At 67.8% G+C, this 12747-nt stretch carries 9 protein-coding genes; all 9 read left to right on the top strand.

Annotation, left to right across the window (positions count from 1 at the left end; translation table 11 throughout):
• Window positions 1–138 precede the first annotated feature (138 nt).
• Window positions 139–804, top strand: a complete 666-nt coding sequence (locus tag LK540_RS07775; RefSeq protein WP_229436601.1) for a response regulator transcription factor — start codon at window positions 139–141, stop codon at window positions 802–804.
• A complete protein-coding gene (locus tag LK540_RS07770; protein WP_229436599.1) occupies window positions 801–2129 on the top strand; it encodes a sensor histidine kinase in 1329 nt (442 codons plus the stop codon). Before LK540_RS07775 ends, LK540_RS07770 begins: the two co-directional genes overlap by 4 nt.
• 155 nt (window positions 2130–2284) lie before the next feature.
• On the top strand, window positions 2285–2719 hold the full coding sequence (locus LK540_RS07765) for a type IV pilin protein (protein WP_229436597.1): 435 nt from the start codon (window positions 2285–2287) through the stop codon (window positions 2717–2719).
• A 50-nt stretch (window positions 2720–2769) separates the two neighbouring features.
• Entirely contained in the window at window positions 2770–3402 is a 633-nt protein-coding gene (locus tag LK540_RS07760) for a Tfp pilus assembly protein FimT/FimU (protein ID WP_229436596.1), read from the top strand.
• Window positions 3399–3842, top strand: coding sequence for a prepilin-type N-terminal cleavage/methylation domain-containing protein (locus LK540_RS07755; protein WP_229436594.1), 444 nt, complete (start codon window positions 3399–3401; stop codon window positions 3840–3842). The genes LK540_RS07760 and LK540_RS07755 overlap by 4 nt, the downstream gene beginning before the upstream one ends.
• A complete protein-coding gene (locus LK540_RS07750) occupies window positions 3842–5020 on the top strand; it encodes a PilW family protein (protein ID WP_229436593.1) in 1179 nt (392 codons plus the stop codon). Before LK540_RS07755 ends, LK540_RS07750 begins: the two co-directional genes overlap by 1 nt.
• A gap of 3 nt (window positions 5021–5023) precedes the next feature.
• Window positions 5024–5620, top strand: coding sequence for a hypothetical protein (locus LK540_RS07745; protein WP_229436592.1), 597 nt, complete (start codon window positions 5024–5026; stop codon window positions 5618–5620).
• A gap of 89 nt (window positions 5621–5709) precedes the next feature.
• The gene (locus tag LK540_RS07740; protein WP_229436591.1) at window positions 5710–10374 is read left to right on the top strand and encodes a pilus assembly protein; all 4665 of its coding nucleotides are present in this window, start codon (window positions 5710–5712) and stop codon (window positions 10372–10374) included.
• Between the two features lie 157 nt (window positions 10375–10531).
• Window positions 10532–12199, top strand: coding sequence for a peptide chain release factor 3 (locus LK540_RS07735; RefSeq protein WP_229436590.1), 1668 nt, complete (start codon window positions 10532–10534; stop codon window positions 12197–12199).
• Window positions 12200–12747: the final 548 nt, after the last annotated feature.

Below are 12747 nucleotides of genomic sequence, written 5' to 3'. Positions count from 1 at the left end.
TCTCCGGCCGCATCTCCAGCCGCCTCTCCCCTCGCTCTTCACCCCACCTCAGCCCCGCCCACGCCCAGCGGTTTGTGGACGCCGGGCGCTTTGCTCCATAATGTGCGCCAACACCATTTCCTTGGAAAATGTAGGCGCATGCACATCCTGCTCGTGGAAGACGACGCCGTCCTCGCCGACGGCCTGGCCCGCACCCTGCAAGCCCAGGGCGTGCAGGTCGAGCTCGCATGCGACGGCCTGCAGGCCGATGTACTGCTGCAGCGCAATCCTCCCGTGGTCGCCGTGGTCGACATCGGCTTGCCCGGCATCGACGGCTTCGAGGTGGTGCGCCGCCTGCGTGCGCGCGGCGACACCACCCCGGTGCTGCTGCTCACCGCGCGCGACGCCGTCGAAGACCGGGTGCGCGGCCTGGAAACCGGCGCCGACGACTACCTGGTGAAACCCTTCGCCACGCCCGAGCTGGTCGCGCGCATCCGCGCCCTGGCCCGCCGGAATGCCCCGAAATCGACGGTGCTCGCGCTCGGCAATATCGTGCTCGACAGCGGCGCGCGCCGGGCGCGGGTCGGCGAGCGCGCCTTGGAACTGTCGGTGCGCGAGTGGGCGGTGCTCGAATACCTGCTCCAGCATGCCGGGCGCGTGGTCTCGAAACAGCAGATCGTCGACGCCATCGCGCCCTGGGGCGAAGACCTGACCCTGAACGCGGTCGAGGTCTATGTGTCGCGCCTGCGCCTGAAGCTCGACGGCGCCGGCGTCAGCCTGCGCACCATCCGCGGCTTCGGCTACCTGCTCGAAGCGGGCGCATGAGCTCGATCCGGCTGCGCCTGCTGAAGTGGCTGGTCGGGCCGATCCTGGTATTCAACCTCGGCGCTGCGGCGCTCACCTACCTGCTGGCCTGGACCCCGGCCCAGCTTGCCTTCGACGACGGCCTGCGCGCCGCCGCCGGCGCCCTGGCCGCACGGGTGCGCGCGGAGGGGCTGGGCCTGCTGGGCGATGGAAGCACGCTCGAGGACGGCGCGGGCGAGGCCAGCTGGGCGGCTCTGCACGACGCCAGCGGGCGCCTGATCGCCGGCAGCGCCGCCTTGCCCGCCTTGCCCACCTTGCGCGGCCCCGGCCTGCGCGACGCCGACCTGCACGGCGAGCCGGTGCGCATCGCCTCTGCCGCGCTGGAATGGCAGGGCGCGCCGGCCACCGTCAGCATCGCCCGCACCGTGCGTGCGCGCCAGCAGGTGCGCTCGGCCATCGTGCGCTCGCTGGTGCTGCTCGAAGGCGTGTTCAGCCTGGCGCTGGTCGGCCTGGCCTGGTTCTCGGTCGGCAACGGCCTGGCGCCGCTGGCGCGCCTGCGCGCCCGGCTCGATGCGCGCGGCAGCGCCGACTTGGCGCCGCTCGACGACAGCGGCATGCCGCGCGAGCTGGCGCCGGTGGTCGGCGCCTTCAATGCCCTGCTGGGCCGGATCGAGGCCGGTGCCCTTGCCCAGGACGAATTCCGCGCCAACGTCGCGCACCAGCTGCGCACCCCGCTGGCCGGCCTGAAGCTGCAGCTCGAATGGCTGGCCGCGCGCCACGCCGCCGACCCGGACAGCGCCCGTTCGCTCACCCTGATGCTGCAGGCGAACGAGCGCCTGATCCGCCAGACCAACCAGTTGCTCTCGCTCGAGCGCGCCGAGCCGAACCGCTTCGCGCGCTCGCGCCTGCTGCCGCTCGACTTGTCGGAACTGGTGGCGGAGAGCATCCAGCACTTCGTCGAGCAGGCCGCGGCCAGGGACATCGACCTCGGCTTCGAGCTGGAGCCCGCGCCGCTGCAGGGCGAGCGTTTCATGCTGCGCGACCTGGTCGACAACCTGGTCGACAATGCGCTGCGCTACACGCCGGCCGGCGGCCGGGTCACCGTGGCTTGCGGCGCCAGCAGCGAGGGCGGCAGCTTCCTGCGCGTGGAAGACAACGGCCCCGGCATCCCGGCCAGCCTGCGCAGCCAGGTGTTCGAACGCTTCGTGCGCCTGGACCAGCAAAGTACGGGCAGCGGCCTTGGCCTGGCGATCGTGCGCGATATCGCCAACCTGCATGGTGCCGAGCTCAGCCTTGACGAGCCGGAAGAGGGCAGCGGGGCGGTGTTCCACATCGCCTTTCCCTGAATCCGAAGAGGCAACTAGCCTTGACGTCGGCGTGCGCCTGTCAGGTTCCTGTCAGCATTTCCTCAGGGTAATGCAAGCTTTCTCGGGTATTATTCTCCTGCGGCAACTTTCCTTGCCGTGCGCGATGCGCCCCGATTGCACACCCGAGGATTCCCATGACACGCCAGGCTGGCTTCACCCTCATCGAACTGTTGATCACGCTGGTCGTCGTCGGCGTGCTGACCGCCGTCGCGGTGCCGGCCTACGGCAGCTACATGCTGCGCACCCGCCTGACCGATGCCTATGCCGGCCTGGCCGGCGTGCAGCCGCTGGCCGAGCAGTTCTGGGCCAACGAGCACAGCTTCGAGGAGCTCGACGACGCCCCCGGCTTCCCGGCCGCGACCGAGAACTTCATCTATTCCCTGACGGCCGAGAGCGACACCGCCTATACCGTCACCGCCACCGGCCGCAACGGCGCCGCGGGCTTCCGCTTCACGATCGACCAGAACGGCCGCCGTACGTCGGCGCTGTCGGCCGCCCGCATCGCCGAGGGCTGGGCCGCCAGCAACAGCTGCTGGGTGAGCGACAAGGGTGGAAAGTGCAGCGAATAAGTGAGCAAATGCGCGAGCATATGCGCAAGCATTTGCGCAAGCATCTGCACATGAACCTGCGTATGCCCCTGCGGCCGGCGCGCGGCTTCACGCTGCTCGAATCGCTGGTGGCGCTGGCCATCCTGGGCGGCATCCTGGCCTTCGGCGCGCCGCGCATGGCGGCCTGGGTCAGCGCCACCCGCGCCGCCGCCGCCTCCGAGTTCTATGCCGAAGGCTTTGCTTTCGCGCGTGCCCAGGCGCTGTCGCACAACAGCGCCAGCCGCCTGGTGCTGAGCGAGAACGCCAACGGCCAGCTCGACTGGCAGGTCGACATCTGCTTCCCGCGCCCCGAGACGCCCTGCAACGACACCAGCGGCTCGTGGTCGACCGCCACCGCTCCCGCCGAGCGCGACCCGGAAGGCGCGGCCGGCTTCAAGTCTGTGCTGCGCCTCGCCGATGCGCTGCCCGGCACCGACGTGCTGGTGCAGGCGGTCGACCCGGAAGAGGCCGACAGCGTGTACTTCACCCCGGTCGGCTGGGTCGATACCACGATGGCGCCGCGCATTGCGCGCATCGACATGTGGCCCGCCGCCAGCCACGCGGGCGCGTTCCGCTCTGCCAGCGTGGTGCTGACCCTGGCCGGCATCGCCGCCAAGTGCCGGCCCAGCGCCGCCGCCGACGATCCCCACAGGTGCCCGCCATGAACCGCATGACCCGCAACTTGATTGTTCCGCGCCGCCAGGACGGCGTGTCCCTGATCGAAGCCCTGATCGCGGCGGTGCTGCTGGCCATCGGCCTGCTCGGCACCATCGGCCTGCAGGCGCGCGCCTATTCCGCGCTGTCGGATGCCGGCATGCGCGCCGAGGCCACCATCGCCGCCGACAAGCTGATCGGCGTGATGAGCACCGATCCGTCCCACCTCGGCGACTACGCGCTGGAAGAGGACGAGGAACCGGGCGAGCGTCTTGCGACCTGGTACGCGGAAACGCGCAGCCACATCCCCGGCGCCGAGATCACGGTCAGCGTCGACGAGGGCACGTCGCCCGACCCGAGCGAAGTCGTGGTCAGCATCGCCTGGCAGCGCAAGGCCGGCGAGCTGGCCAACAGGCACGAGGTGCGCGCCTTCATTTCGGGGGCGATGTGATGCGCGCCGGTTTCCACAGTCCGCGCGCGCGCGGCTTTTCCCTGGTCGAACTGCTGGTCAGCGTGCTCATCGGCCTGCTGGCGCTGGTGTTCGCCACGCGCCTGATCACCGGCGCCGAACAGAACAAGGCCTCGGCCCTGGGCGGCTCGGACTCGATGCAGAACGGGATGCTGGCCATGTTCTCGATCAGCGGCGACGCCCAGCAGGCCGGCTTCGGCCTGAACGATCCGGTGCTGGTCGGCTGCAATACGCGTTTTCACGACACCGGCGGCTACAGCCTGGCGCCGGCCGCGCGCGGCCCCGGCACGGTGTTTCCGCTGGCGCCGGCCGTGATCGAATCCGGCGGCGCCGGACCCGACCGCATCAGCCTGTACTCGGGCAGCTCGATGACCGGCACCGGCACCCTGCGCGTGACCAGCAACTACATCGGCGGCACGCGCCTCGACGTCGACCGCGTTCCTTCCTATGGCTTCAAGCTGGGCGACGTAGTCGTGGTGGCCCCGGACAACATCGGCGCCGGCGATTGCGCGCTGGCCCAGATCTCGGAGGACCCGGGCCGGGTCGACGCCCCGCCGAAGCAGCAGTACGTGATGCTGGCCGGCGGCACGGGCTTCCGCTACAACAGCGGCGCGCTTGGCGGCGCGAACTACACGGCGGGCATGGCGCGCATCTTCAACCTGGGACCGGAGAAAACCCTGGCCTTCCATACCTGGTCGGTGAACAACGGTTTCCTGCAGCTGCGCTCGACCGACCTGGCCGGTTCCGGCGGCACGGCCCAGACCGTGGCCGACAACATCGTCTCGATCAAGGCGCAATACGGTTTCGATACCCGCACCGGGGGCGCCTTTACGCCCCAGGACGGGCTGCAAGTGCGGCGCTGGTCGGCCACCATGATCGACGCCGACGGCAGCGGCAGCGCCGGCAATGCCGGCGACTACCAGCACATCGCGGCCCTGCGCATCGCCGTGGTGGCCCGCAGCGCGGCGCGCGAGCGCCCCGACGCGGACGGCGACTGCACCGCCACCGCCGACAAGCCGGTGGTGTTCGCCAGCGCCGTGCCCGAGGGCGTGGCCGCGGCTCCGATCACGGTCGACGTCGGCGGCGACGACTGGGGCTGCTACCGCTACCGCGTCTTCGAGACCATCGTCCCGCTGCGCAACGCCGGCTGGAGGCCCTGAACCATGCACACCATCGCTACTTTCCCGCGCCGCAGGCAGGGCGGGCTGGCCCTGCCGGTCATGCTGATCATCCTGCTGGTGATGCTCATCTCGAGCATCTACCTGATCAAGTCGAGCAACTCGACCACCCTGACGGCCTCGAACCTGGCCTACGACTCGGCCCAGAGCCGCGCGGTCGACGCCGGCCTGCACGCGGGCTTCAAGTGGCTGAGCGACACGGCGGCCGGCAACAACAAGGCGCTGCTGAACGACGATTCCCCGGACAATGGCTACCTTGCCACGCTCGACACCACCCAGACCGCGCGCTCGAGCACCTTCTGGGACGGCAAGAAGACGGTCGTGCACGAAGGCCAGAGCATCGACTACGTGGTGCACCGCCTGTGCCTCCTGAGCGGCGCCTACGACGCCGTCGGGAATACCTGCGTGCAGACCGCCGACCCGAATTCCGGCAGCGCCCACATCGGCGTCGGCGACAGCCTGGCCTCCGACTCGCCGCAGTTCGCCGAAACGCCGAAGGTGCACTACGTGATCACGGCGCGCCTTGCCGGCACGCGCGGCGGTAACGTCGTGAACCAGCTGGTGGTGCTGATCGGCGGTTGAGTCCTCCCCGGGCAGCGCTGCGGCCGGGCCGCAGCAACGAGAACCGGCCCCTTGCCGGACCAAGTAGAAACGCGAGAATGGAAACGCGCATGAACCGTTTGTTCACCCTGTTTGCCTCGGCCCTGCTGGCCACCTTGATGGCCGCGCCGGCCGCGGCCGCCCCGGTCGGCATCGCCGACGTCCCGCTGCTGAACATCAGCGGCACCGGCACCGTCAAGCCGAACCTGATGCTCCTGTACGACAACTCGGGCTCGATGACCTTCAACTACACGCCGGACTACGTGAACAACACCGGCAGCTGCCGCGCGCGCGCGACGATCGCCGGCGGCATCCGCGGCTGCAAGGCCGGCGACCCGCCCTTCGCCAGCGCCGACTTCAACAAGCAGTACTACAACCCCAAGGTGCGCTACCTGCCGCCGGTGAAAGGCGACGGCAGCTCCTACCCGAACCAGAACGCGTCCGAGACGAGCAGCTGGACTTCGGTCACCACCGACATCTACGGCGTCGACCGCACCGACCTGCTGGGCCGCGACGCCAACAACACCAACCTGGCGGCGGGCTTCCCCGACCTGCGCTGGTGCGACGGCTCCGACTGCGGCTACAACACCACCGGCTACACCTACCCGAACGACGCGCGCTACTCGCCCGAATACTTCCTCGCGAACCCCTATTACTACACCATCAACGTGGCCGAGTACTGCACCGACGCCACGCTCACCAACTGCAGGGTGACGGCGGTGGGGGCGGCTGCCCCGGCGGGTTATCCGGAGCCGGCCAAGGTGCGCTTCTGCACCGACCGCGCGCTGACCAACTGCCAGGCCAAGTTCGTCGGCGACTACAAGTACCCGCGCTTCTCCGACCCGAACCGCAACCCGGACTGGTACGGCACCATCACCATCAAGGCTTCGCCCTACACCAACTCGATGAGCATCAGCAGCGTGCAGGTGGTCGAGCCGAACGGCACCTTCACCCTGACCAAGGACGCCGTCACCGCCGCCAACGGCACCGACACCGCCGCCAAGCAGAGCGCGCTGGCGGCCTCGCTGGCCGCCTCGATCATGGCCAAGACCGGCCTGGCGAACCAGTACACGGCCTGCCTGCGCACCGCCAGCGGCAGCGTGCCGGCCTGCTCGAAATACGGCATCACCCTGGAGTCGAACAACATCGTCGCCGTGGTGCCGATCAGCTGCCCGGCGGGGAACACCAACAAGGCGGTCGGGCCCTGCACCGTGGTCAACGACGGCAGCCGAGCCGGGCGCGACCTGATCGTCAACTCGGGCGCGCGCGTGACTGCGCTGCTGCAGGTGGCCGGCACTTCGAACAGCTCCAAGACCCAGGTCCTGAACGGGTTTTCCTACGGCGGCGTGCAGCTGTTCGGCAGCACGCTGAGCATCGGCTCGCGCTCGTCGAGCTCGACGGTGGCAAACCTCATCAAGAACAAGGTCCTCACCAACAAGGGCGTCACCGCCTACGTCGGCGGCACCAATGCGAACACGGCCGGCCCGATCTGCGCCGCCGCGAACAACAATTTCGTCTGCCTGGTCAGCACCAACATGGACACCGTCGGCAACAACATCGCCCTCGGTTCGCTGACCAACAACACCAGCGGCCGCACCACCTACCTGAGCTTCGGCTCGACGCCGGGCATCAGCGACGGCGTGCCGGCCGACGTCACGCCGCTCGGCGCCTCGGTGTTCGTGCGCACCGACATCGTCTCGAGCCGCACCAGCTACCCGAAGGACGTCAAGCGCACCGACTGCGCCGGCACCACCTGCACCTATGCCGAGGAGATGACCAATTTCGCCAACTGGTACGCCTACTACAAGAGCCGCAACCAGATGATGAAGACGGCGGTGGGCCAGGCCTTCCAGCCGATCGCCGACAACTACAACGTCGGCATCGTGTCGCTCTCGACCGCCGCCGCCGAGGGCACCATCCGCCAGCCGCCGAAACCCTTCACCGGCGCCGCGCGCACGGCCTGGTACAAGGCCCTGTACGATATGACGACCAGCGGCTCGACCCCGGTGCGCCAGGGCCTGCACGCGGTGGGCAAGATGTACGCCAACCGTTCGCCGTATGCCTACTCGGCCGGCAACGAGGTGGTGCAGTTCCCCTGCCAGCAGAACTTCACCTTCGTTACCACCGACGGCTACTGGAACGGCGGCGCGGCCGACGGCGTGGTCAACAACGACAACAAGGAAGATGCGTCGCGCTTCTGCTCGCGGAGCAAGGGCTGCGTCGACCCCAGCGCGCAGACGGCCAACTCGCTGGCCGACGTCGCCCTCTACTGGTACAACGGCGGCTCGAACGACAGCGTGACCTCGCTGCGCCCGTCGCTGGAAAACTGGAACGAGCCGAACGGCCTGGTGGCCGCGGCCGCCGGCGACAACACGCGCCTGCACATGAATACCTACGCGCTCGGCCTGGGCGTGGACGGCATCATGACCTACGACGACAAGTACGACACCGCGCCGAAGGCCGGCAGCGACTTCTACAAGCTGATCACCGGCGTCCAGACCGGCTGCCCGTGGAACAACAACGGTCCCTACGTGTGGCCGAACCCGCAGACCGGGGTCGACGACGGCGGCGCCGCCTACCAGTCGCGCGTGGACGATCTGTGGCATGCCGCCATCAACGGCCACGGCAAGTACTTCAGCGCTTCCGACCCGCTGCAAGTGATCGACGGCCTGCGCTCGGCGCTGTCGAACATCGAGGTGAAGATCGGCGCGGCGGCCGCGGCGGCGACTTCGACCCCGAACATCTCGCAGCAGGACAACGACATCTTCTCGGCCACCTTCACCACGGCGCGCTGGTACGGCGAACTGTCGGACAAGAAGATCGACACCGTCACCGGCGTGGTCGGCAGCAAGGCGGACTGGAATTCGTCGGAAACCGTGGGCGGCCAGGTCGGCACCGACACCGACGAGCGCAAGATCTACATGCGCGACTTCGCCGGCGCCGACGACACCGACGATGGCCTGAAGGACTTCGACTTCAACCTGATGACCGACCCGGAGAAGGCGTGGTTCAAGGACAAGTGCAGCGCCCTGGCGCAGTGCCTGACGCTGTCGGACGCGAACCGCCGGATCGTCAACAACGGCGAGAACATGGTGAACTGGCTGCGCGGCCAGCAGCAGCACGCGAACGATACCCTGTTCCGCGCCTACGCACGGACCACCACGATCGCGGGCGGCGCCGCGGCCCAGCTGCCGATCGTGCTGGGCGACATCGCCTCGTCGAAACCGGCCTACCTGCGCGACCCGCGCAAGTCGTATTCGCTGGATGGCTACAACGACTACAAGCAGGACAACGCCACGCGCCAGCCGATGGTCTTCGTCGCCGCCAACGACGGCATGCTGCACGCCTTTAACGCGGATACCGGCAAGGAAACCTGGGCCTACGCACCGCGCATCACGATGAAGAAGCTCTACCTGCAGGCCAGCACGACCTACGGCACCAGCCACCAGTTCACCACCGACGGCTCGCCCGAGGTGGCCGACGTGCAGATCAACGGTGAATGGCGCAGCGTGCTGGTGGCCGGCCTGAACGCGGGTGGACGCGGCTACTACGCGCTCGACGTCACCGATCCGGAGGCGCCCAGGGCGCTGTGGGAACTGTGCGCCGATACCGCGGTCTGCAGCGGCAGCAACTATGACAAGGACATCGGCCTCTCCTTCGGCAATCCGCAGTTCGGCACCTGGAAGGATGCGCGCGGCGTCGAGTACTGGGCCGTGTTCCTGACCTCGGGCTACAACAACATCCCGGGCACCGACGGCATCGCCAGCGGCGACGGCCGCGGCTACCTGTACGTGGTCGACATCGCCACCGGCCGCGTGCTGTCGAAGAAGGCCACGCCCAAGCTGGCCGGGAAGACCGAGGACAGCAAGTACATCGACACGCCGACCGGCTTCGCGCGCATCACGGCCATCAGCAGCAACCCGAACACCGACCCGAAGATCACCTTCGTCTACGGCGGCGACAACGACGGCGCGATGTGGCGCTTCGACTTCACCGGCCAGGGCGACCCGGGCGTGCTGCTGCTGGGCTTCCCCGGCGCCGGCCAGCCCGTCACCACGCGCCCCGACGTGACGACCTGCCTGGTCAACACCGTGGCCGCCGACGGCAGCCAGAGCAGCAGCACCACGCGCGTGGTCGCCTTCGGCACCGGACGCCTGCTCGACGAGGTCGACATCGGCAACACCGGCGTGCAGAGCGCCTACGTGCTGAAGGACGCCGGCAGCACGATCCCGACGGCCGAGTGGCGCGGCACCTCGAGCATGGCGAGGCAGACCCTGGCCAAGATCAGCGGCACCAGCACCTCGTACTCGGTCAGCGGCCCCGCGGTCGATTTCTCGACCCAGCGCGGCTGGTACGTCGACTTCGGCCTGAACGCCGGCGAGCGCGTGAACCTGGACCCGAAGATCGTGGCGGGCGGCCTGAACGTGGTGACCAACCTGCCGAGCGCCTCGTCGAGCTGCAAGGTGGGCGGCACCAGCAACGTCTACCAGCTGAACGTCTGCACCGGCGAACCGCTGGGCGAGACGATCAAGAACAGTTCCGGCCAGGAGGTGCAGGTCGCCGGGCGGACCCTGTCGAATTCCTCGGCCGCGGTCGGCTTCATCATCGTGCGCCTGCCTTCGGGCGCGCTGAAGATGATCACCACCACCGCCGACGGCAACACGATCACCTCCGGCGTGGCCCCGGCCGAGTCGGAAGGCGCCTCGCGCGCCGGCTGGCGCCGCGTCCGTGAATAAACGTAGGGTGGAAACGTAGGGTGGACGGCTACGCCGTCCACGCGTTCACCCGGTGCATGCGCCAAGACGACCGCACCGTGCCCCATTCAATTCACACGAACCCCCTCGGAATCGGTAAAATCGAGGGTTTTCTTCATGGGCCAATTGGGGCTCGACTATGTCCAACGAATCTGACATCCTCGCAACCGACGCCGCTGCCGACAGCAGCGCGCCGACGACGGCGCCGACGCCTGCCTTCATCGCGCGCGAAGTGGCGCGCCGCCGCACCTTCGGCATCATTTCCCACCCCGATGCGGGCAAGACCACGCTGACCGAAAAGCTGCTGCTGTTCTCGGGCGCGATCCAGCTGGCCGGCACCGTCAAGGGCCGCAAGAGCGGGCGCCACGCCACCTCCGACTGGATGGACATCGAGAAGCAGCGCGGCATCTCGGTCGCGTCCTCGGTGATGCAGTTCGAGTTCCGCGACCACGTGATCAACCTGCTCGACACCCCGGGCCACCAGGACTTCTCGGAAGACACCTACCGCGTGCTGACCGCCGTCGACTCGGCCCTGATGGTGATCGATGCGGCCAAGGGCGTGGAAGCGCAGACCATCAAGCTGCTCGACGTCTGCCGCATGCGCAATACGCCGATCGTCACCTTCATGAACAAGCTGGACCGCGAAACGCGCGATCCGCTCGAGCTGCTCGACGAGCTCGAATCGGTGCTGAAGATCGAATGCGCGCCGGTGACCTGGCCTATCGGCATGGGCAAGAACTTCCGCGGCGTGTACCACCTGCTGAACGACACCATCATGCTGTTCAAGGCCGGCGAGGAAAAGGCCGACGGCGCCTTCGAAATCATCAAGGGCATCGACAATCCGAAGCTGGCCGAGATGTTCCCGCTCGAGATCGAACAGCTGAAAATGGAAGTCGAGCTGGTGCACGGCGCCTCGCATCCCTTCGACCTGGAGCGCTTCCTGTCGGGCGTGCAGACCCCGGTGTTCTTCGGTTCCGCGATCAACAACTTCGGCGTGCGCGAAATCCTCTCGGCCCTGGTCGACTGGGCGCCGGGCCCGCGCGAGCGTGACGCCACCGTGCGCGCCGTGAATCCGGACGAGCCGAAGTTCTCGGGCTTCGTCTTCAAGATCCAGGCCAACATGGACCCGGCCCACCGCGACCGCATCGCCTTCCTGCGCGTGTGCTCGGGACGCTTCGAGAAGGGCATGAAAGTGCGCCACCTGCGTTTGGGCAGGGAAGTGAAACTGTCGTCGGTGGTGACCTTCATGGCCTCCTCGCGCGAGCAGGTGGAAGAAGCCTACGCCGGCGACATCATCGGCCTGCCGAACCACGGCAACATGCAGATCGGCGACAGCTTCTCGGAAGGCGAGCTGCTGACCTTCACCGGCATCCCGTACTTCGCGCCGGACCTGTTCCGCACGGTGCGCATCCGCAATCCGCTGAAAGTAAAACAGCTGCACAAGGGCTTGCAGCAGCTGGGCGAAGAGGGCGCGGTGCAGGTCTTCAAGCCGGTGCTGGGCTCGGACCTGATCCTGGGCGCGGTCGGCGTGCTGCAGTTCGAGGTGGTGGCAAGCCGCCTGTTAAATGAATACGGCGTGGACGCCGTATTCGAGAGTTCGAGCATCAGCAGCGCGCGCTGGGTGTCGTCGGACGACAAGAAAGCCCTGTCCGATTTCGAAAACCAACTCGGCCACCAGGTCGCGTATGACGCGGCCGGCAACCTGGCCTTCCTGGCCACCTCCGGCGTGAACCTGCGCCTGACCCAGGAACGCTGGCCGAAGCTGACCTTCCACGCAACGCGCGAGCACGCGGCGAAGCTGGCGTAACAGACTGGCTGGCTGAAGAGGGCGGATCCACGTGCAAGCGTGGGTCCGCTTCTTTTTTTGCTAAGCCGACTCGTCAACCAGGCCCGGGACGCTGACCCGTACGGTGGGCACTTCGTAGTGCTGGCATTTAGCCAGCCCTACTGCCCACGCGGTTACGTGCGTCAACTTCGGACACGTACCGAGAGGTGTCGCCCGGACAGCCGAGCGAAGCCCATGCCGATGGACCGTCCGGGCTTGGCGCCGGCGGGCGAACCATCCACGCCAGTGACTGCGGCGAAACACGTAACCGCGTGGGCACGGGGTGCCCACCGTACGGTTGCCGTCTCGATCATAAATACTATGCCGTGTGATGGCATCCCAAATTTCCATTGTCTAGCAACTTTAATTTCTTGTACTTGTTTACACATTGCCACTTTCAGGCATATAGTTATTCGCATAACGCGAATAACCTTCCCTGGAGATTGGCACATGCCCCCACCGCACTCCCGCACGCTCCTCATCCTCGCCGCTAGCTTGTCAAGCCCGGCCCTCGCCCAGCAATCCCCACC

The organism is Massilia sp. IC2-278 (assembly GCF_020708045.1).
Lineage (GTDB): Bacteria > Pseudomonadota > Gammaproteobacteria > Burkholderiales > Burkholderiaceae_D > Telluria.
Note: the sequence above shows the minus strand (reverse complement) of the source record. Positions and strands in the feature narration are given on the sequence as shown.